This is a genomic window from Paucibacter sp. M5-1 (assembly GCF_027498415.2).
GTDB lineage: Bacteria > Pseudomonadota > Gammaproteobacteria > Burkholderiales > Burkholderiaceae_C > Roseateles_E.
This window is the reverse complement of the sequence record NZ_JAPZLM020000001.1, coordinates 3,306,745-3,325,764: the sequence shown is the minus strand read 5'-3', so window position 1 is coordinate 3,325,764 and position 19,020 is coordinate 3,306,745. Positions and strand designations below refer to the sequence as shown.

The 19,020-nt window shown below is 69.2% G+C and carries 19 protein-coding genes; 15 read left to right on the top strand and 4 right to left on the bottom strand.

Annotation, left to right across the window (positions count from 1 at the left end; genetic code table 11):
• Positions 1–15: 15 nt before the first annotated feature.
• Positions 16–990 (top strand): Bug family tripartite tricarboxylate transporter substrate binding protein, encoded by a 975-nt coding sequence (locus O5M90_RS15530; RefSeq protein ID WP_269839448.1) that lies wholly within the window; start codon positions 16–18, stop codon positions 988–990.
• A gap of 16 nt (positions 991–1,006) precedes the next feature.
• Here the strand turns inward: O5M90_RS15530 and O5M90_RS15525 are convergent, their stop codons facing one another.
• Positions 1,007–2,353: a TIGR03790 family protein gene (locus O5M90_RS15525; protein WP_440402153.1), complete on the bottom strand. Its 1,347-nt coding sequence runs from the start codon at positions 2,351–2,353 to the stop codon at positions 1,007–1,009.
• Between O5M90_RS15525 and O5M90_RS15520 the strand changes: the two genes are divergently transcribed.
• The 3 genes from O5M90_RS15520 to O5M90_RS15510 all read left to right on the top strand — a co-directional run bounded on the left by O5M90_RS15520 (position 2,334) and on the right by O5M90_RS15510 (position 4,419).
• Positions 2,334–2,720 (top strand): hypothetical protein, encoded by a 387-nt coding sequence (locus tag O5M90_RS15520; RefSeq protein WP_272645431.1) that lies wholly within the window; start codon positions 2,334–2,336, stop codon positions 2,718–2,720. The genes O5M90_RS15525 and O5M90_RS15520 overlap by 20 nt on opposite strands.
• Before the next feature lie 66 nt (positions 2,721–2,786).
• Entirely contained in the window at positions 2,787–3,548 is a 762-nt protein-coding gene (locus O5M90_RS15515; RefSeq protein WP_137945528.1) for a sulfite exporter TauE/SafE family protein, read from the top strand.
• 52 nt (positions 3,549–3,600) lie between these two features.
• Positions 3,601–4,419 carry an HDOD domain-containing protein gene (locus tag O5M90_RS15510; RefSeq protein WP_137945524.1) on the top strand — a complete coding sequence of 273 codons (819 nt, stop codon included), beginning with the start codon at positions 3,601–3,603 and terminating at the stop codon, positions 4,417–4,419.
• 121 nt (positions 4,420–4,540) lie between these two features.
• On the opposite strand, the gene O5M90_RS15505 is transcribed toward O5M90_RS15510, so the two are convergent.
• Positions 4,541–5,509, bottom strand: coding sequence for a GGDEF domain-containing protein (locus O5M90_RS15505; RefSeq protein WP_269839446.1), 969 nt, complete (start codon positions 5,507–5,509; stop codon positions 4,541–4,543).
• Positions 5,510–5,710: 201 nt separating this feature from the next.
• Here O5M90_RS15505 and O5M90_RS15500 point away from each other — a divergent pair, with 201 nt between their 5' ends.
• The 11 genes from O5M90_RS15500 to hepT all read left to right on the top strand — a co-directional run bounded on the left by O5M90_RS15500 (position 5,711) and on the right by hepT (position 17,202).
• Positions 5,711–6,076: an ArsR/SmtB family transcription factor gene (locus O5M90_RS15500; protein ID WP_137945522.1), complete on the top strand. Its 366-nt coding sequence runs from the start codon at positions 5,711–5,713 to the stop codon at positions 6,074–6,076.
• Positions 6,077–6,089: 13 nt separating this feature from the next.
• The gene (gene soxC / locus O5M90_RS15495; RefSeq protein WP_440402150.1) at positions 6,090–7,457 is read left to right on the top strand and encodes a sulfite dehydrogenase; all 1,368 of its coding nucleotides are present in this window, start codon (positions 6,090–6,092) and stop codon (positions 7,455–7,457) included.
• Positions 7,441–8,478 carry a c-type cytochrome gene (locus O5M90_RS15490; RefSeq protein WP_269839445.1) on the top strand — a complete coding sequence of 346 codons (1,038 nt, stop codon included), beginning with the start codon at positions 7,441–7,443 and terminating at the stop codon, positions 8,476–8,478. Before soxC ends, O5M90_RS15490 begins: the two co-directional genes overlap by 17 nt.
• Positions 8,479–8,551: 73 nt before the next feature.
• Positions 8,552–9,010, top strand: coding sequence for a thiosulfate oxidation carrier protein SoxY (gene soxY / locus O5M90_RS15485; protein ID WP_137945519.1), 459 nt, complete (start codon positions 8,552–8,554; stop codon positions 9,008–9,010).
• A 21-nt stretch (positions 9,011–9,031) separates the two neighbouring features.
• Positions 9,032–9,343, top strand: coding sequence for a thiosulfate oxidation carrier complex protein SoxZ (gene soxZ / locus O5M90_RS15480; RefSeq protein ID WP_137945518.1), 312 nt, complete (start codon positions 9,032–9,034; stop codon positions 9,341–9,343).
• A 41-nt stretch (positions 9,344–9,384) separates the two neighbouring features.
• Complete coding sequence (soxA, locus tag O5M90_RS15475; protein WP_440402514.1) at positions 9,385–10,185, top strand: sulfur oxidation c-type cytochrome SoxA; 801 nt, start codon at positions 9,385–9,387, stop codon at positions 10,183–10,185.
• Positions 10,186–10,199: 14 nt separating this feature from the next.
• Positions 10,200–10,844, top strand: coding sequence for a sulfur oxidation c-type cytochrome SoxX (gene soxX, locus O5M90_RS15470; protein ID WP_269839444.1), 645 nt, complete (start codon positions 10,200–10,202; stop codon positions 10,842–10,844).
• A 115-nt stretch (positions 10,845–10,959) separates the two neighbouring features.
• Entirely contained in the window at positions 10,960–12,699 is a 1,740-nt protein-coding gene (gene soxB, locus O5M90_RS15465; RefSeq protein WP_269839443.1) for a thiosulfohydrolase SoxB, read from the top strand.
• Positions 12,700–12,733: 34 nt separating this feature from the next.
• A complete protein-coding gene (locus tag O5M90_RS15460) occupies positions 12,734–16,378 on the top strand; it encodes a DEAD/DEAH box helicase (protein WP_269839442.1) in 3,645 nt (1,214 codons plus the stop codon).
• A gap of 4 nt (positions 16,379–16,382) precedes the next feature.
• Positions 16,383–16,802: a type VII toxin-antitoxin system MntA family adenylyltransferase antitoxin gene (gene mntA, locus O5M90_RS15455; RefSeq protein WP_262968685.1), complete on the top strand. Its 420-nt coding sequence runs from the start codon at positions 16,383–16,385 to the stop codon at positions 16,800–16,802.
• Entirely contained in the window at positions 16,792–17,202 is a 411-nt protein-coding gene (hepT, locus tag O5M90_RS15450) for a type VII toxin-antitoxin system HepT family RNase toxin (protein WP_269839441.1), read from the top strand. The genes mntA and hepT overlap by 11 nt, the downstream gene beginning before the upstream one ends.
• On the opposite strand, the gene O5M90_RS15445 is transcribed toward hepT, so the two are convergent.
• Together O5M90_RS15445 and O5M90_RS15440 are read right to left on the bottom strand one after the other, a co-directional pair.
• Positions 17,174–18,103, bottom strand: a complete 930-nt coding sequence (locus O5M90_RS15445) for a pseudouridine synthase (protein ID WP_269839440.1) — start codon at positions 18,101–18,103, stop codon at positions 17,174–17,176. The two genes, hepT and O5M90_RS15445, sit on opposite strands and share 29 nt — an antisense overlap.
• Complete coding sequence (locus O5M90_RS15440; protein WP_269839439.1) at positions 18,103–19,014, bottom strand: hypothetical protein; 912 nt, start codon at positions 19,012–19,014, stop codon at positions 18,103–18,105. The genes O5M90_RS15445 and O5M90_RS15440 overlap by 1 nt, the downstream gene beginning before the upstream one ends.
• Between the last annotated feature and the right edge of the window lie 6 nt (positions 19,015–19,020).

Here is a 19,020-nt window from a genome sequence, read left to right as displayed (position 1 = left end):
CGGAGACAAAAAACCATGAGCTTTCTCAACCGCCGCGCCCTGGTGGCGCTCGCTGCCCTCCTCGCTGTCGGCGGCGCCCATGCCGACAGCGCCACCGACAAACCGCTGCGCCTGATCCTGCCGGTCGGTGCCGGCTCGGGCGTGGACACCATCATCCGCGCCGTCACGCCGGCGCTGTCCAAGGCGCTGGGCGGCCAGGCGGTGGTGATCGAGAACCTGCCGGGGGCCGGCGGCATCACCGGCACCGCCGCCCTGGTCAAGGCCGCGCCCGATGGCCTGACCCTGGGCGTGGTCTCGAACAACCATGTGGTCAACCCCAGCGTCTACAAGAAGATGCCGTTCGATGCGCTGAACGACATCACGCCCATCATGGTGGTGGGCGCGACGCCTTTTGTGCTGGTCGTCAATCCGGCCAAGCTGCCGGCCACCAACGTCAAGGAACTGGTGGCCTTGCTGAAGGCCAAGCCCGATGTCTACAACTATGCCTCCTCGGGCAACGGCACCATCCTGCATCTGGGCGCCGAGATGTTTGTCGACGAGGCTGGCGTCGTGATGCGCCATATTCCCTACAAGGGCGTCGGCCCCATGGTGGCCGACCTGATCGGCGGCCAGGTCGACCTGGGCGTGCTGTCACTGCCCTCGATCCAGGGCCATCTGAAGAGCGGGGCCTTGCGCGCCATCGGCGTCGGCAGCGCCGCGCGGGTGCCGGCCGCGCCCGAGATTCCCACGGTGGCCGAGCAGGGCCTGCCGAACTATGCGATCGAGGGCTGGTTCGCGGTGGTCGGCCCGGCCCGGCTGCCGCCGGCCCAGGTCAAGCGCTTCCACGCGGCGTTCACGGCGGCCTTGGCCGCCCCCGAGGTCCGCGAGGCGATGGCCAGGCAGGGCAATGTGATCAACCCGACAACGCCGGAAGCGGCCGCCAGCTTCTTCCGCAGCGAGCAGGAGCGCTACGCCAAGCTGGTCAAGAAGGCCGGCATCAGCCTGGACTGAGTCGCCAGGCGCCGGCTCAGCCGCTGCTCGCCAGCGTGCAGCGCTGCGCGCTGTCGGTGGGGCAGGGGCCGACCCAGCGCAGCCGGGTGGTGCCGGCCGGCGGCAACGGCGCGCGCAGGGTCTGCATCTGGGCGCGTTCCGGTGTCAGGCCGGCCAGCGCGATCCAGGCGCCGGCGCTGTCCTGGTATTCCAGCGCGTAGGCGCTGCCCGGGCGCAGCGCGCGCGTGCTGATCAGGTACTGGCCGCCGTCTATCGTGAACGAAGGCGCGTCGGCAAAGGGGCGGGCCAGCGGCTCGCCGACGAACAGGCCCTGGCCCGGCCATTGCACCGACTTCCAGTAGGCCTCGATCAGGCTGGCGCCACGGTAGTAATGGTCGATCAGCACCGAGGCGCGCGAGAACTTCTGCGTGAAGTTGCAGGGCTCCTCGACCGTGCCGTAGCTGGCCGTCGCACCCGCATCGAGCCAGGCGGTGACGGGCATCTGACCCCTGCCGTCGGGCAGATGGCCGCCGAAGGAGGTCAGATGATCGGCCACCGCGCCAGGGCGGAAGCTGTTGCCGGCAAGACCCGGCACCCGGCTCAGGCCGGTGAAGTAGAAAAGCACATTGCTGCGGCCGCTGAGGCTGTCGCTGCCGCTGCCGGCCACATTGTCCAGATACTCCAGCCGCAGGCGGCCGGCCCAGGCGGCGGGCAGCGCCAGATAGTCGGGGTAGCGCACGCTGCGGGCCGCGTCGCTGCTGCGCAGCAGATAGCCGTCGCCGCCGGGCTGGCTGGCGTCGGCGGCCAGGCCGCGAGCGATCAGGGCCTGGGCGGCCTCCAGTGTGCGGGCGCCCAGCATCATGGCCGGCCGGATGCGGTGATCGGTCCAGGGCCGGCGCGACTCCGAGTCGTACAGCGGCGAGGCGGCGGTGGCGCCGCAGCGGTTCGAGCAGTAGCGCTCATCGAAGCCCAGGGCCAAAGCGCTGGTGATGCTCATCGAGCAGCTGGGGCCGGCCACCCGCGAAGGGGCGGTCCAGGTCAGCAAGCTCGCTTGCGCGCTGCCGGGCAGCCTGGCGTCGATCTCGGCCTTCAGCAGCGCGAAGTCGGCCGCCGAGATGACATCGGAGCGGCTCGGCAGCCACAGCCGTATCAGCTGGCTCGCCGCCAGGCCGCGTGCCGTCTGGTAGTGGCTGGCGATGGCCTCGGACAAGGCATCGCCCTCGGCGACCAGCACCGCCAGCTCGGCCGCGCTCAGCGCGGTGCTGGGCAGGCTCAGGGTCGGCACGGGCGGTGCGGCCACAGGGGGGGCGGCATCGCCGCCGGAGCTGCCACCGCCGCAGCCGGCCAGCAGCAGGGTCAGGGCCATGATCGGTGAAAAGCGCATGCAGCGATCTTTCCATGCGCCGCCACCGGCCAAGCCCGGAAAAAACCCATTCCGGCGACCGCGCTTGTCGGCATCCACACCACGCCGAGCGCCGCAAATTTGCGCGATCCCCGCTGGGATCGTCGCGATGGGTGCGTGTCAGAAAAATGACATCTTCATGCTTGAAGGCATTGATCGGAACAGTGAGCGCCTGCTCACGCACCAAAAAAGAGCTTTGTCACAAGTGAAAACCCCAAGTGCGTGCATGGCTTTGAATCCCTACATTCCATCTCACTCGATGCAGTCGTTGTGCGAACAGCGGCTGCTAGGCGGGGCTGAGGAGACAAACAAAGCAAGCAATTCAAAGCAATTCGAACGATTTCAGTGACACTGTCACCATTCGCGGGCACCTTGATGGTGCCCGTTTTATTGTTGCCGTCCGGAATCACGTCGCATGCTTGAGCTTGTCACCGTCGCCCTGGCCTCCCTGCTGGCCGGTTTTGTCGATGCCGTGGTCGGCGGTGGCGGGCTGGTGCTGGTGCCGGCGCTGTTCAGCGTCTTTCCGAGCGCCGCGCCGGCCACGCTGTTCGGCACCAACAAGGGCGGCGCGATCTGGGGCACGGCCTGGGCCACGGCGCAGTTCGCGCGCCGCGTCACCCTGCCCTGGCATGCCTTGCTGCCGGCCGCCGGCGCCGCGCTGCTGGGCAGCTTCGCCGGCGCCTGGTCGGTCACCCTGGTCGACCCCAGCGGCTTGCGCAAGGCGCTGCCGCTGATTTTGCTGGCGGTGCTGATCTACACGCTGGCCAAGAAGGACCTGGGCCGCGAACACGCGCCGCGCCACAGCGGCGCCAGCGAGGCCTGGCTGGCCAGCGCCATCGGCCTGGTGATCGGTTTCTACGACGGCTTCTTTGGCCCCGGCACCGGCAGCTTCTTCGTCTTCCTGTTCGTGCGCTTCCTGGGCTTCGACTTCCTGCATGCCTCGGCCAGCGCCAAGCTGCTGAACACGGCCACCAATGCCGCGGCCCTGCTGTTGTTCGCGATGAAGGGCCACGTCTGGTGGCATATCGCGGCGGTGATGGCCGTCACCAATGTGCTGGGCAGCCTCCTGGGCACGCGCATGGCCTTGAAACATGGCGCGGGCTTTGTGCGCGGGATGTTTGTCGTCGTCGTCAGTGCGCTGATTCTGAAAACTGGCTGGGATGCGTTTCTACGCTGAGCCAAGCGGCGCTACTATTCAGTCCCTGGCCCCAAGCGATAAACAAGAGACCATGCCTGTCGATCCACAACTTCGTACCCTGGACATCGAGATCCCCACCCAGCCCGAGGTGTTGGTCAAGCTGTCGCTGCTGATGGCGGCGGAAGACGTGGACCTGCCGGCGATTTCGGGCCTGGTCGAGACCGATATGGCGCTGGCCGCCGCCGTGCTGAAGGCGGTCAATTCCTCGCTTTATGGCCTGCAGGGCCGGGTGCAGACCGTGCACCAGGCGCTGACCTATCTGGGCATGCGCGAGGTCGCGGCCATCACCTTCGAGATGGGGCTGCGGGCCGCGTTTCCGCCGGCCGCCGAGCTGGAGCCGGTCTGGACCCGTGCCTCGCAGCGCGGCCTCTTGATGGGTCGCATGGGCCAGATGTTGGGTGTGGATCCCTGGGCCTCGCATTCGGCCGGCCTGTTCGAGGAATGCGGCAAGGCGGTGCTGTACCGCCATGCCTCGGCCCATTACCCGGCCATGCTGCGCGCCGCGCAGACCGATGCCGAGCTGGTGCAGCTGGAGCACACGGCCTTCGGCGTCAGCCATGACGCGTTGGGTGCGGCCTTGTGCGAGAGCTGGGGCCTGGCGCCGGCGGCGGTCACCAGCGTGCGTCACCATGTGCAGATCCAGGATGGCCTGCTGATCCCCGAGGCGGCCCAGCGCCGCAGCATCTGCGCGATCTCGGCAATCGCCTGGGTGCTGATGAACAAGCCGGCGGACCTGGAAGAGGTCGCCCACGCGATCGCGCCCCAGGCCCAGCTCGACGAGACTCTGGTGCTGCGCGCCGCGCGCCGCGTCAGCGAGCAGCTCAACGAAGCGCAGTCCAGAGGACGCTGAACCCGTCGTCACGCGGCGGGAGCTTGGTTCGACCGAGCTGAGCCCATGGATCCGGCTTTGCCGGTCCATCGGGCTCTGCCCCCTTGAGGGGGTGGCGCGTAGCGCCGTCGGGGGTGGGCCGTCAAGCCGCGAGGCTGAGCCGGTCACGACCGGCATGCTTGGCGATGTAGAGGGCCTCGTCGGCCGCCTGCAGCAGGGCCTGCGGACTCAGATAGGGGTGGCTGGCGCTGTAGGCCGCCAGGCCGATGCTGACGGTCAGGATCTTGTCGGCGGCCGGGCTGGTCGGATGAGCCAGCGCCAGCACACGCCAGTCCTCGCGCAGCTGCTCCATCAGGCCCTGGGCCATCTCCATATCGAAACCCGGCAGCAGCGCGACGAACTCCTCGCCGCCCAGGCGCGCGACCACATCGGTATCGCGCTTGAAGCGCTCGCCCAGCAGCCTGGCAAAGGCCTGCAGCGCCGCGTCGCCGGCGGCCCGGCCCTGCTGCTCGTTGTAGGCCCGGAAGCTGTCCAGGTCCATCACCGCCAGCGCCAGCCGGCTGTGCTGGCGCTGGGCGCGCTTGAACTCGCGGCGCAGCGCGTCGTCGAACTCGCGGCGGTTGGCCAGGCCGGTCAAGGTGTCGGAACGGCTCAGCGCCGCCAGCTCGCGCCGGGCGGCGTCCAGCGCCTGTTGCGTCTGCGCCAGCACGCGACCGTGTTGCTCGACCTCGCTGCGCAGGCGCGCGGCCTCCGACTGTTCCTGCTGCAGCTGGGCTCCCAGACTCTGATGCACCCGCTCGAAGGCCTTGTTGATCTGGTGCAGCTCGCGCGGCCCGCCTTGCGTGTCGGGCCATGACAGCGAGCTCGGCGGCAGGCTGGGATCGAAGCTGTGGGCGCGCTCGGCCAGACGGCGCAGCGGCCGCAGCAGCAGGCGCTCCAGCATCAGCACGCTGGCCAAGCCCAGGGCCAGCACCAGCAGCAGGTCCTGCAGCGCCATGCCCAGCACATGCTCGGTGGCCAGCCTGGCCTCATGGCCGGCGCGCAGCCAGGCCGCCAGGGCCACGCCCAGCAGGCCGACCAGGACCAGCACGGCCAGCGTGCGCGTCTTCACCGACCCGCTGCTGACGGGGGCAAGGTGCTTGGTGGCGCTGAAGGGGAGTTTCACGATGCCGGACTGCAAGGCAATGGCGGTGAGTCAAATTGTGCATGGGGGCAAGCCCTGTGCGGTGGCCATAGCGCCCAGGGTATATCCCAGGCTTGATCAGGCTCAAGAGGTATAAATTAGTAATTGCTTATATGTTGATGTGAAGCCATGAAACCCCAGACAGAGCCGCCGGCCGAGGCCGACCGGGTGTACGAGATCGCCGCCGAGCTGTTCGGGCTGATGGCCACGCCCTTGCGGCTGAAGATCATCAGCGCGCTGTGCAACGGCGAGAAAAGCGTGTCGGAGCTGCTGCTCGAGATCGAGACCACGCAGCCGAATATGTCGCAGCACCTCGGCCACCTCTACCGCGCCGGCATCCTGGCGCGGCGTCGCGACGGGGTGCAGATGTTCTACCGCGTCAGCAACGAGCGCGCCGTCGCGCTGTGCCGCGCGGTCTGCACGCAGATCGCGATCGAGATGGATGACCCGCAGGCGGTCGAGCCCGCCGAGCGCCTGCTGATGGCCCGGGGCTGAAGGAGACCAGACGATGAATGAGAAGACCGGCCGGCTGCGGCGGGCGCCCGAGGGCTTCCTCAGCCGGCAAGACCTGACCCTGATGCAGCAGCAGGGGCCGGCCGAGCGGCGCCGTTTCCTGCGCGGCGCCTTTGCGGCGGCCAGTGCGGCGCTGGCCACCGGTGCGCTGCGCGCCCAGGCCAACCCTGTGCCTGCCGAGGGCGGCGACCCCAACATCCTGAACCTGCCGCCACATGCGCTGAGCTTGGGCCAGCCGGTGGCGCTGGAGGGCTATGGCAAGCCGTCCAAGTACGAGAGCAATCTGCAGCGTCGCCAAAGCCCGGGCCTGACGCAGACCCGCCAGGCCTCGGTGTCCTTCGCGCCACTGCAGGGCCTGTTCGGCATCGTCACGCCCAGCGGCCTGCATTTCGAGCGCCATCACCAGGGCTGGTGGGACATCGACCCCAGCACGCACCGGCTGATGGTCAACGGCTCGGACGAGAAGATGCTGAAGCGGGCGATGGTGTTCACGATGGACGAACTGATGCGCCTGCCCAGCGTGTCGCGCTTTCATTTCATCGAGTGCGGCGCCAATACCGGCATGGAGTGGGGCAATGTGGCCGTGCCCACCGTGCAGTACAGCCACGGCATGCTCAGCTGCAGCGAGTTCACCGGCGTGCGCCTGATCGATGTGCTGGAGATGTGCGGCGTCGATTTGAAGCGCGCCCGCTTCGTGCTGGCCGAGGGCGCCGACGGCTCGGCGATGACGCGCACCATCCCGATGGAGCTGGTCAGGAGCGGCCAGGTGCTGCTGGCCTATGGCCAGAACGGCGAGATGCTGCGACCCGAGAACGGCTATCCGCTGCGCCTGGTGGTGCCCGGCGTGCAGGGCGTCAGCTGGGTGAAGTATCTGCGCCGCATCGAGGTCGGCGACCAGCCCTGGGCCAGCAAGGACGAGAACATCCACTACATCGACCTGATGCCCGACGGGCTGCACCGCCAGTACACCTCGATCCAGGAGGTCAAGAGCGTGATCACGACGCCTAGCGGGGGTCAGGTCTTGCTGGACAAAGGCTTCTACAACATCAGCGGTCTGGCCTGGTCGGGCCGCGGCAAGATCGCCAAGGTCGATGTCTCGGTCGACGGCGGCCGCAACTGGCGGCCGGCCCGGCTGGAGACCCCGGTGCTGGACCGCTGCCTGACCCGCTTCAACCTCGACTGGGTCTGGGCCGGCCAGGCGACCCTGGTGATGAGCCGGGCCACCGACGACACCGGCCATGTACAGCCCAACTACGCCCAGCTGCGCGCGGTGCGTGGTCGGCGCTCGATCTATCACAACAACGCGATCCAGACCTGGCTGGTGCAGGAGAGCGGCGAGGTCAAGAATGTCCAGCTCTCTTAAAACCCTGACGCTGGCACTGGCGCTGGTGACAGGTCTTGCCTCGGCCCAGGCGCCCAAGTTTGAAGGCATAGGCCGCAGCGCCACCCCGCCCGAGATCAAGGCCTGGGACATCGATGTGCGGCCCGACTTCAAGGGCCTGCCGCCCGGGCGCGGCACGGTGGCCCAGGGCCAGGAGCTCTGGGAGGCCAAGTGCGCCGGCTGCCACGGTGTCTTCGGCGAGTCCAACGAGGTGTTCAGCCCGCTCATCGGCGGCACCACCAAGGAGGACATCAAGAACGGTCGTGTCGCCAGCCTGCGCGACAACAGCTTCCCCGGCCGCACGACGATGATGAAAGTCTCCCAGCTATCCAGCCTGTGGGACTACATCAACCGCGCGATGCCCTGGACCGCGCCCAAGTCCCTCAAGCCCGACGAGGTCTATGCGGTGACGGCCTATATGCTGTCGCTGGCCGATGTGCTGCCCTCGGACGGCGAACTCTCGGACAAGAACATCGCCGAGGTGCAGCAGCGCCTGCCGAATCGCAACGGCAAATCGACCCGCCATGCCTTGTGGCCCGGTGCCGAGTTCGCGGCCGGCGCCAAGCCCGATGTGCAGGGCTCGGCCTGTGTGAAGAACTGCGCGCCCGAGGCCAAGGTCGCGTCCTATCTGCCCGATTTCGCCCGCGACGCCCATGGCAATCTGGCCCAGCAGCAGCGCCTGGTCGGACCGCAGCGCGGCATCGACACCCAGCCCAAGGCGCCGCCGGCACAGGCCGCCGCCGCCGCCAAGCCGGTCAGCGCCTTGCTGCAGCAGCACGCCTGCATGGCCTGCCACCAGACCGACAGCAAGGTGGTCGGCCCCTCGTTCCGCGAGGTGGTGGCCAAATACAAGGACCGCAGCGATGCGCGCGAGTACTACGCCGCCAAGCTCAAGAGCGGCAGCACCGGCATCTGGGGTGCGGTGCCGATGCCGCCGCAGGCCCTGCCCGAGGCCGATCTGGCCGCCATTGCCGCCTGGCTGGCGGCCGGTGCCAGGCCGTAGCTCGCACAAGCCTGCCCTTCAAGTCCCCCGCCGACACCCGACAATACCGCTCACCCCCCGATAAGGAGACTCCATGCAAACCCGCCGAGACATGATGAAACACAGCGTCCTGGTGGCCGGCCTGCTGGCCGCCGCCCTGCCGCTGAGTGCGCAGGCGCAGGCCGCCTTCAACCGCGCCGCCTTCGATGCCAAGTCCATGGACGAGATGCTCAAGGCCCTGGGCCTGGGCAAGCCGACCGAGAGCAAGGAGGTCACGCTGACCGGCCCCGATATCGCCGAGAACGGCGCCGTCGTGCCGCTGGGCGTGGCCAGCTCGGCCGCCGGCGTCAAGCGCCTGCTGCTGCTGGTCGAGAAGAACCCCAACATCCTGGCTGCCTCCTTCGACGTCAGCGATGCGGTCGAGGCCAGCATGAGCACGCGCGTCAAGATGGGCCAGACCTCCAATGTGTTCGCCGTGGCGATCACCGGCGACAACAAGGTGCTGTTCGCTCAAAAGGAAGTCAAGGTCACCCTGGGTGGTTGTGGCGGCTGATAACTGAATTAGGAGATAGCAATGGCAGATCCGATGCGAATTCGCGCCCAGGCGCAAGGTGGCAATGCTGTGGTGCGTGTGCTGATGAGTCATGAGATGGAAACCGGCCAGCGCAAGGATGCCGCCGGCAAGACCATCCCGGCCTGGCACATCACCGAGGTGACGGCCGCGCTGAATGGCAAGACCGTGCTGACCGCGCAATGGGGCCCGGCGGTGTCGAAGAACCCGTTCCTGCAGTTCACCGTCAAGGGCGCCAAGGCCGGAGACAAGATCACCGTGAACTGGGTCGACAACAAGGGCGACAAGCGCAGCGACGAAGCGACGGTGGCCTGATAGGCTGCGCCGGGTCCGAACAACAAAAGGAGACAAGCATGATGACGATGCGCAAGTCGGCATGGGCCCTGGGCTGCGTGCTCGCGGCCAGCTGCGTCCAGGCCCAGACCTCGTCGGCCGACGCGATCGCGCAGTACCGCGCGATGCTGGCCGATGGCAACCCGGCCGAGTTGTTCGAGGCCAAGGGCGAGGAGCTCTGGAAGCAAAAGCGCGGCCCCAAGAATGTCTCGATGGAGCGCTGCGATCTGGGCAAGGGCCCGGGCGTCGTCAAGGGCGCTTTTGTCGAGCTGCCGCGTTATTTCGCCGACACCGGCCTGGTGCAGGATCTGGAGTCGCGGCTGCTCAGCTGCATGGAGTCGCTGCAGGGCCTGGATGCGAAGCAGATCGCCGCCACGCGTTTCGGCGCCGACGAGCAGAAGAATATCGAAGGCCTGGTGGCCTGGATCGCCGCCGAGTCGCGCGGCCTCAAGTTCAATCTGCCGGTGGCCCATGCGCAGGAGCAGAAGATGTACGAGGTCGGCAAGCGCCTGTTCTTCTTCCGCGGCGGCCCTTACGACTTTGCCTGCGCCTCCTGCCATAGCGAGACCGGCAAGCGCATCCGCCTGCAGGACCTGCCCGACCTGACCAAGAACCCCGGCGACGGCATCGGCTTCGCGGCTTGGCCGGCCTATCGCGTCTCCAGCGGCGAGCTGTGGGGCATGCAGCGGCGCCTGAACGACTGCTTCCGCCAGCAGCGCTTCCCCTTCCCCGGCTATGGCTCGGATGTGACGGTGGCGCTGGCCAGCTATATGGGCATCAACAGCAAGGGCGCGGTCTCGATCGCCCCGTCGATCAAGCGTTGAAGGAGCCGCGCATCATGAACAAGAAGAATGCAATTCTCTGGGGCGGCCTGGCCGCTGCGGGCCTGGTGCTGGTCGGCTGCGCCAGCCTGCCGAGCTCGGCCGAGCTGGACGCCGAGGCGCTGGCGATGGTGAAGAGCTCCTTCCGCGAGCAGGGCATCGCCAAGCTCGACCGCATCGAGCAAGACCTGGCACAGAAAGCCTGCTCCAGCGACAAGCAGCCCGACGAGGCGACAACCAAGCGCATCGAGGCCGAGGCGCTGGCCTCGATCAAGTGGCCGGCCAATGGCCAGTATCTGGGCGACTGGCGCGAGGGCGAGAAGCTGGCGCAAAACGGCCGGGGCATGACCTGGACCGATGCGGCCGGCGCACCGAGCGGCGGCAATTGCTACAACTGCCACCAGATCAGCAAGGCCGAGATCAGCTTCGGCACCATTGGCCCCAGCCTCTACCAGTACGGCAAGCTGCGCGGCGTCAGCAACCCGGCGGCACCGGAGACGGCGGCCATCGTGCAATACACCTGGGGCAAGCTGTGGAACGCCAAGGCCTACAGCGCCTGCTCAGGCATGCCGCGCTTCGGCCATGCCGGCGTGCTGAACGAGGGCCAGATGCGCGACATCATGGCCCTGCTGCTGGACCCCAAGTCCCCCGTGAATCAATAGCCCACCCCCTACGGCCTGCGGCCGCCCCCTCAAGGGGGCGCGCTCGTGGGCCCGGCAGAGCCGGATCCCCGAGCGCCGCTTGGGAAGGCGCTGTCACGCCCCTGATGGAGCCGCCATGAATCTCAGCAAACGCGATCTGCTCAATGTCCTGGGTGCGGCCTCGGTGGCCGGCTTCGGCTTCGCGCGCCAGGCCCAGGCGGCCACGCCCTACGACGCGCCGGCGCCCTTCAAAGGCCCCGGTGCGGTCTCGCTGCTGCACATGACCGACTGCCATGCCCAGCTGCTGCCCATTCATTTCCGCGAGCCCAGCGTCAACCTCGGCTTCGGGGCCTTGAAGGGGCGGCTGCCGCATCTGGTCGGCGAGCAGTTGCTGAAAGCCGCCGGCCTGCGGCCCGGCACGCGCGAGGCGCATGCCTTCACCTACCTGGACTTCGAGCGTGCCGCGCGCCGCTATGGCAAGGTCGGCGGCTTCGCCCATCTGGCCACGCTGGTCAAGCGCCTGCGCGCCGGCCGGCCCGGCGCGCTGCTGCTGGACGGCGGCGACACCTGGCAGGGCTCGGCGACCTCGCTATGGACCCAGGCGCAGGACATGGTCGATGCCTGCAAGCTGCTGGGCGTCGACGTGATGACCGGCCACTGGGAGTTCACCTATGGCCAGCAGCGGGTGCAGGAAATCGTCGAGAAGGACTTCAAGGGCAAGATCGATTTCGTTGCTCAGAACGTCAAGACCCAGGACTTCGGCGACGATGTGTTCGCGCCCTACACGCTGAAGGAAATCAATGGCGTGCCGGTGGCCATCATCGGCCAGGCCTTCCCCTACACACCGATCGCCAACCCGCGCTATCTGGTGGCGGACTGGAGCTTCGGCATCCGCGACGAGGAGCTGCAGAAGGTCATCGACACGGTGCGCGCCAAGGGCGCCCAGGTGGTCGTGCTCTTGAGCCACAACGGCATGGATGTGGACCTGAAGCTGGCCTCGCGGGTCTCGGGCCTGGACGCCATCCTCGGCGGCCACACCCATGACGGCGTGCCGGTGCCGGTGGCGGTGAAGAACCGCGGCGGCCAGACCCTGGTGACCAATGCCGGCAGCAATGGCAAGTTCCTCGGCGTGCTGGACATCCGTGTCAAGGATGGCCGCGCCGCCGAGCTCAAGTACCAGCTGCTGCCGGTGTTCGCCAATCTGCTGCCGGCCGATGCCGAGATGGCGGCGCTGATCAAGAAGGTGCGCGCGCCCTTCGAGGCCCGCCTGGCCGAACCCTTGGCCATCACCGACGGCCTGCTGTACAGGCGCGGCAATTTCAACGGCAGCTGGGACCAGCTGCTGTGCGATGCGCTGATGGAGGTGCAGGGGGCCGAGATCGCGTTCTCGCCGGGCTTCCGCTGGGGCACCAGCCTGCTGCCGGGCCAGACCATCACGCGCGAGTTCCTGATGGACCAGACCGCCATCACCTATCCGCACACCACGCTGACCGAGATGAGCGGCGCGATGATCAAGACGGTGCTGGAGGATGTGGCCGACAACCTCTTCAACCCCGACCCCTACTACCAGCAGGGCGGCGATATGGTGCGGGTCGGCGGCCTGAGCTATAGCTGCACGCCCGAGGCCGGCATGGGCGCGCGCATCAGCGAGATGCGGCTGGGCGGCAAGACGATAGAGGCCGACAAGACCTACAAGGTGGCCGGCTGGGCGCCGGTTGGCGAAGAGGCGGCCAAGGCCGGGACCAAGCCGGTCTGGGACCTGGTCGAGCAATGGTTCAAGAGCCAGGCCAAGGGTAGCGGCCCGGCTCATATCGCGGCGCGCAAGCTCAACAACCCGAGCCTGGTCGGCGCGGCCGGCAATCCCGGCATGGCCTGAACGGGCGCCCGGAACGCAGGCGGCAGAATGCCGCATGGTCAAACCGAAGAATCCCAGCGCCGCGCCCGTCTTCACCACGCTGGACGGCCGACCCGCGCTGAGCAAGGCCCAGATGCTGGACCAGGCGCGCGAGCTCAAGCGCAGCCTGATGCAGGGGCGTCCGGCGCCGGCCGAGCCGCAGCCTCTGACGCCGGAGCAGCGCAGCCGCCTGGCCGAGACCGAGCTGCAGGCGCTGGCGCTGGAGCGGGTGGACGAGCTGCTGGCCGGCGAGCCCATGCCGGCCGTGTTCGAGGCCGCCCGGCTGGCGCTGCGCGGCGCGTGGCCGGCCGCCGCCGAGGCCTATGAGCAGGCGCTGAAGACCCTGCGCCAGACCAGCGGGCTGCGCCGTGGCCTGCTCGATCCCGAGCAGGGCCGGCTTTATGTGCTGAGCCTGCTGGCCCAGGACCAGCCGCAGGCCTGGGAGACGGCGCGCAAGTTCTGCATCGCCGAGTCGGGCACGCGCAAGCCCAGCGCCCACGAGTGGTGGGGGCTGTGGGTCCATGTGATCGGTGCGCGCCTGGGCGATGACAGCCTGGACGAGAGCGCGCTGGCCTATCTGCCGGGGCTGGAGGCACGCGAGCATGCGCTGGGGCTGGCGGCTAACCGCCTGCTGCTGGCCGCCTGGCTGGGCCGGCCGGCGCCGGGCTGGACAGCGGCCGCCGCCCAGGCCCTGCTGCAGCGGCTGCAGGCCTCGCGCCAGCTCTGGTTGGCGGCCCTGGTGGCCGGCGCGCTGCGGCGCCTGGAGCTGGGCGAACCCCAGCTCGAACTGACCGGCCTGCCACAGCCGGCCAGCTTTCTGAGCGCGCCGCGCGAGCCCTGGCGCGATGCGCTGGCGGCCATCGTCGCACTGGACCGCAGCGCGGCGCTCCAGCCGGTGGCCGCGCCGACCGAGCTGGCCTGGCAGCTGACGCTGGACGGCCTGGGCCGGGTGCAGAGCGTGCAGGCGCTGGAGCGCAGCCAGGGCGCGCGCGGCCAGCTCAAGCTGAAGGCCGTGGGCTGGGCCAAGCTGAAGAAGTCGGGCGGCCACGATGCCCGCGACAACGCGGTGCTGCGCCATCTGGAGCGGCCGGCTTACGGCAGCACGCACACCTATCAGATCGATGTCACGCAGGCGGCGATCGCGCTGGTCGGCCATCCGGCCGTGATGTTCGCCGACGCGCCGGGCCAGTGGGTCGAGCTGGTCGAGGCCCAGCCCGAGCTGGAGGTCTTGCGCCGGCCCGCGCCCGAGGGCGGCGAGCAGTTCGAGTTCCGCATCCATCCGCCGCTGAGCGCCTCCGAGCCGCCACAGCTGATAGCCTGGCAGGGCACGACCCATGAGACCGAGATCGAGAAGCGCAACAGCCTGCGGGTGCTGCGCGACGGCCCGCAGCGTGCGCGGCTGATACGCATAGGCGCGCCGCAGCGCCGCGTCGCCGAGCTGGTGGCCCAGGGCTGGAAGGTGCCGGCCAGCGCCGGTGCGGAGCTGGGCGCGGCCTTGCAGGTGCTCAGCGGGCATTTCCAGCTGCACAGCGATGCGGCGGCCGGCCAGCTGGTCGCGGGCGACAGCCGGCTGCGGGCCCAGCTGACGCCGCTGGGCGAGGGCCTGCAGCTGCAGCTGGTGGCCCAGCCCTTCGGCGCCTTCGGCCCGGCCGTGACGCCGGGCCTGGGCCGCTCGCGGCTGATGTGCATGCACGAGGGCGTCAGCCTGGCCACCGAACGCGATCTGGCGGCCGAGAGCGCGCACCGCGCTGCGGTGCTGGAGGCCCTGCCTTTTCTGGACGCCGAGCTAGGCCCCGAGTCGCCCTGGCTGCTCGACGATGCCGAGCTGGCGCTGCGCGCGGTCGAGCTGCTGCCGGGCCTGCCCGGCGTGGCCGCGCTGGACTGGCCCAAGGGCAAGCCGCTGCGCGTCAAACCGCTGGACAGCGCGGGCCTCGCCGTGCAGGTCAGCAGCGGGCGCGACTGGCTGGGCCTGGTCGGCGAGGCGCGGGTCGATGAGCAGCGCGTGCTGAGCCTGCAGCAACTGATGGCGCTGACGCGGGCCTCGCGCAGCCGCTTCGTCAGCCTCGGCGAGGGGCAATACCTGGCCCTCAGCGAACAGCTGCGCCAGCAGCTGCGCGATCTCGATGCGCTGGCGCTCGCGAAGAAGGACCAGCTGCAGCTGCCCCGGGCCGGCGCCAGCTGGCTGGACGAGACGCTGGAGGGCATGGCGGTCGAGGGCGACAGGCCCTGGCGCGAGCGCATGGATGCGCTGGCCGAGGCCGCCGCGCTGCAGCCCGCCGCACCGCCGGGCCTGCGCGCCGAGCTGCGCGGCTATCAGCTGGAAGGCTATGCCTGGATGACGCGGCTGGCCCATGCGGGCCTGGGCGCCTGCCTGGCCGACGATATGGGCCTGGGCAAGACGGTGCAGACCCTGGCCCTGCTGATCGCCCGCGCCGAGCAAGGCCCGGCCCTGGTGCTGGCGCCGACCTCGGTCTGCGCCAACTGGCTGGCCGAGGCGGCCGTATTCGCGCCGGGCCTGCGCTGTAGGCTGTATGGCGAGGACGGCGAGCGCGCCGCCCAGATCGAGCAGGCCGGCCCCGGCGATATCGTGATCGCCTCCTATGCGCTGGCCCAGATCGATGCCGAGCGCTTTGCCGACAAGAGCTGGGCCACGCTGGTGATGGACGAGGCCCAGGCGCTGAAGAATGCCGCGACCAAGCGGGCCAAATCGGTGGCCGAGTTCAAGGCCGGTTTCCGATTGGCGCTGTCGGGCACGCCGGTCGAGAACCGGCTGGCCGATCTCTGGTCCATCATGAACCTGATCAACCCCGGGCTCCTGGGCACGGCGCCGCAGTTCCAGGAGCGCTTTGCCGGGGCTATCGAGCGCCAGCAGGATGCCGCGGTGCGCGCCCGGCTGCGCCGCCTGGTCTCGCCCTTTCTGCTGCGCCGTACCAAGGCCCAGGTGCTGCAAGACCTGCCCCCGCGTACCGAGATCGTCCATCTGGTGCAGCCCGGCAGCGAGGAGCGCAGCTTTCTGGAGGCGCTGCGCCGCCAGGCACAGGAACAGGTCGAGCGCAGCGAGGGCAAGCCCATGCAGGTGCTGGCCGAGCTGATGCGGCTGCGCCGTGCCGCCTGCGACCCGCGCCTGGTGGCGCCGGAGACCGGCCTGGTCGGCGCCAAGATGGCCGAGTTCGAGCACATCGTGCAGGAGCTGGTGGCCGGCGGCCACAAGGCCCTGGTGTTCAGCCAGTTCACCGACTTCCTGAAGCTGCTGGCTGAGCGGCTGGATGGCATGGGCCTGGCCTACCAGTACCTGGACGGCAGCACGCCGGCGGCCGAGCGGGCCAAGCGCGTCGCGGCCTTCCAGAAGGGCGAGGGCGAGCTCTTCCTGATCAGTCTGAAGGCCGGCGGCTTCGGCCTGAACCTGACGATGGCCGACTATGTCTTGATCGTCGACCCCTGGTGGAACCCGGCCGCCGAGGATCAGGCCATGGGCCGCGCCCACCGCATGGGCCAGCAGCGCCCGGTGACGGTCTACCGCCTGGTGACGGCCGGCTCGGTGGAGGAACGCATCATCGAGTTGCACCGCGACAAGCGCGGGCTGGCCGACGGCATCCTTGAAGGCCAGGACGAGGCGACGGTGCTGGACGCGAAGGCGCTGGCGGCGCTGCTGAGAGAATGAGGCCATGAGCGAATTCACGTTGGACTCTCAGCGGGCCGAGGCCTTGGTGAGCAGGCTGCGCACTGCCTTGCCGGGTCTGCTGGCGATCTACGCCTTCGGCAGCCGCGTGCAGGGCACGGCCGGGCCCGACAGCGATCTCGACCTGGCCGTGCTGGTGGCCGGTTATGCCGACCCCGTGCAGCTGTGGACCTTGTCGGGCGAGCTGGCCGAAACGGCGGCCTGTGCCGTCGATCTGCTGGACCTGCGCGCGGCCAGCACGGTGATGCAGTACCAGGTGCTCACCACCGGCCGGCGATTGTGGGCCGATGGCCTGGCCGCCGGCTTGTTTGAATGCTATGTGCTGAGTGAGAAGACCGAGCTGGATGCCGCCCGCGCGGGTCTGCTCGCCGATATTGCCAGGGAGGGCAGGGTCTATGGCCGATGACGTGCTGCTGAACAAGGCCGCGACGATAGAGCGCTGCGTGGCGCGGGCGCGCGAGGAATATGCGGCGGCCGGTGCCGGCTTCGCCAGCGATTTCACCCGCCAGGATGCCGCCATCCTGAACATCCAGCGCGCCTGCGAGGCCGCGCTGGACATGGGCCAGCACCTGGTGCGCCGCGAGCGTCTGGGCGTGCCGCAAAGCGCACGCGATGTGTTTGCCCTGCTGGCTCAAGCGGGATGGATCGAGCCCTCGCTGGCCGACGCGCTCAAGGCCATGGTCGGCTTCCGGAATATCGCGGTTCACGACTACCAGGCCTTGCTGCTGCCGATCACGGTGAAGGTGATCACCGCCCATCTGGACGAGTTTCTGCAGTTCAGCCGGGCGCTGCTGCTGCGGGGCTGAGCGTGCGCGCGCTGCAAAAGGCGCGTGCCTGGCCGGTGACCGGATCGGTGAACGCGATCTCGCGCGCCAGCAACTGCAACGGCCGGGTGTAGTCGGGCTCTACCTGCTCGGGCAGCAGGACCGGATAGATGCGATCACCGACGATGGGCAGGCCTAGCGCACTCATCTGTGCGCGCAGTTGGTGCTTCTGGCCGGTGCTGGGCCGCAGCTCGTAGCGGGCCAGGCTGTCGCCCAGGCGCTCGAGCAGCGCGATATGGGTCTCGGCATTGGGCTCGCCGGCCACCTCCGCCATCTGCATGAAGGCATCGGCGCGTTCCTGCAGGCGGCTGCGGTAGCTCAGCGGCAGCGCCAAGTCTTGCCTGTAGCCAGCGATGGCCTCGTAGACCTTGTCGACCGCGCGCTCGCGGAACAGGCGCTGGTAGGCGTCGCGGTCCTCGGGCCGCACGGCGAACAAGCACAGGCCGGCGGTCTCGCGGTCGATGCGGTGGATAGGCGTCAGGGTCGCGATGCCGGTGGTCTTCTTCAGCCGCGTCAGCAGGGTCTGCTGCACATAGCGGCCCTTGGGCGTGACCGGCAGGAAATGCGGCTTGTCGGCCACCAGCAGCTGCTCGTCCTGGAACAGCAGGGTCTCGGCAAAGGGAATGTCCGGCTCGGCCGCCAGCTGGCGGTAGTAGAAGACACGGCGCCCGGCGCGATAAGGCGTCGCGGGCGGCAAGGCCCGGCCTTGTTCGTCCAGCACCTGGCCGGCGGCCATGCGCACGCGCCAGTCCTCGCGCGACACCAGCGGCAGACGCTCGGCCAGGCAGTCCAGCAGCAAGGCCCAGGGGCCGGGGCCCAGGGCCAGTGCGCTGGCGCTGACGCCGTCGAGCAGAGGCAGCTCGGGCTTGGGCGGACGGCTCATTACTCGATCTGCGGGCCGGCGCCGGCACGCTCGTCCAGATAGCGCAGCAGTCGCCGGCGCTCGGCCTCGTCCAGTGCCGCGCCGCGCCACTCGCGCAGCCAGCGCTCGCGCTGCGGGTCCTCGGCCAGCGTGCGCACGGCCCGGTCTATCGCCTCGATCCGCTGCCGGCCCTCGGGCGTGCGGCTGCAGGCGGCGGTGGCCATCGTGGTGCTGCGGCCCTCGGCCAGCGGCAGCTTGAGCAGCTCGGGCGGGCCGCCCAGGCTCTGCATGAACTCGTCGACCGCGGCCGGGTACTCCAGCGTGTAGTCCATGCGCTTGGCGCGCAGCATCGCCAGCAGCTGCATGCCGCGGCCGGTGGCGACGGTCTTGGGCGCGTTCGTGCCTTGCGCCTGCAGCAGCGCGTCGATGCGCGGGCCGTAGCTGCGGTCGCGCGGCAGCAGGCCGACCAGCTCGCGGCGCTGCAGCAGCTCGGCGAGCTGCAGGGTCTGGCCGCCCTGCTCGAAGCGGGCCTTGCTGTCGCGGTGCACGATCACATGGATCTCGCGCGAGGCCAGGGCCGGATGCAGATGGGTGAAGTACAGCCAATCCAGCCGCTCGGGCCGGCGCACATGCAGCACGCTGCACAGCGTTTCGCCCTGGCGCGCCAGGCTTTCGAAGCGCACCGTGCCGGCCTCGATGAACTCATGGCGGTACTCGGGCAGGCGCGGGATCAGCAGGCGCAGGAAACCGTCAACCTCGCCACGCCCCAGGTCCTCGATGGTCTGCGGCACACGGCCGCTGGCATAGCTGAAATGCGGCGGCATGTGCTGCACCACCCAGCGCAGCGTGGTCGGCGGCGACGGCGGCTGCGCCTGGGCACCGGCCGCCGCGCAAGCCAGCGCGGCGAGGCCGCGCGCGAGAAGGCGTCGCATGAGGTG

Coding starts and splice junctions, on each gene's coding strand:
- O5M90_RS15460 (WP_269839442.1), top strand. CDS start 12,734: ATGGTCAAACCGAAGAATCCCAGCGCCGCGCCCGTCTTCACCACGCTG.
- soxC (WP_440402150.1), top strand. CDS start 6,090: ATGAATGAGAAGACCGGCCGGCTGCGGCGGGCGCCCGAGGGCTTCCTC.
- O5M90_RS15530 (WP_269839448.1), top strand. CDS start 16: ATGAGCTTTCTCAACCGCCGCGCCCTGGTGGCGCTCGCTGCCCTCCTC.
- hepT (WP_269839441.1), top strand. CDS start 16,792: ATGGCCGATGACGTGCTGCTGAACAAGGCCGCGACGATAGAGCGCTGC.
- soxX (WP_269839444.1), top strand. CDS start 10,200: ATGAACAAGAAGAATGCAATTCTCTGGGGCGGCCTGGCCGCTGCGGGC.
- O5M90_RS15500 (WP_137945522.1), top strand. CDS start 5,711: ATGAAACCCCAGACAGAGCCGCCGGCCGAGGCCGACCGGGTGTACGAG.
- mntA (WP_262968685.1), top strand. CDS start 16,383: ATGAGCGAATTCACGTTGGACTCTCAGCGGGCCGAGGCCTTGGTGAGC.
- soxY (WP_137945519.1), top strand. CDS start 8,552: ATGCAAACCCGCCGAGACATGATGAAACACAGCGTCCTGGTGGCCGGC.
- O5M90_RS15525 (WP_440402153.1), bottom strand. CDS start 2,353: ATGCGCTTTTCACCGATCATGGCCCTGACCCTGCTGCTGGCCGGCTGC.
- soxA (WP_440402514.1), top strand. CDS start 9,385: ATGACGATGCGCAAGTCGGCATGGGCCCTGGGCTGCGTGCTCGCGGCC.
- O5M90_RS15510 (WP_137945524.1), top strand. CDS start 3,601: ATGCCTGTCGATCCACAACTTCGTACCCTGGACATCGAGATCCCCACC.
- O5M90_RS15440 (WP_269839439.1), bottom strand. CDS start 19,014: ATGCGACGCCTTCTCGCGCGCGGCCTCGCCGCGCTGGCTTGCGCGGCG.
- soxB (WP_269839443.1), top strand. CDS start 10,960: ATGAATCTCAGCAAACGCGATCTGCTCAATGTCCTGGGTGCGGCCTCG.
- O5M90_RS15520 (WP_272645431.1), top strand. CDS start 2,334: ATGATCGGTGAAAAGCGCATGCAGCGATCTTTCCATGCGCCGCCACCG.
- soxZ (WP_137945518.1), top strand. CDS start 9,032: ATGGCAGATCCGATGCGAATTCGCGCCCAGGCGCAAGGTGGCAATGCT.
- O5M90_RS15445 (WP_269839440.1), bottom strand. CDS start 18,103: ATGAGCCGTCCGCCCAAGCCCGAGCTGCCTCTGCTCGACGGCGTCAGC.
- O5M90_RS15490 (WP_269839445.1), top strand. CDS start 7,441: ATGTCCAGCTCTCTTAAAACCCTGACGCTGGCACTGGCGCTGGTGACA.
- O5M90_RS15515 (WP_137945528.1), top strand. CDS start 2,787: ATGCTTGAGCTTGTCACCGTCGCCCTGGCCTCCCTGCTGGCCGGTTTT.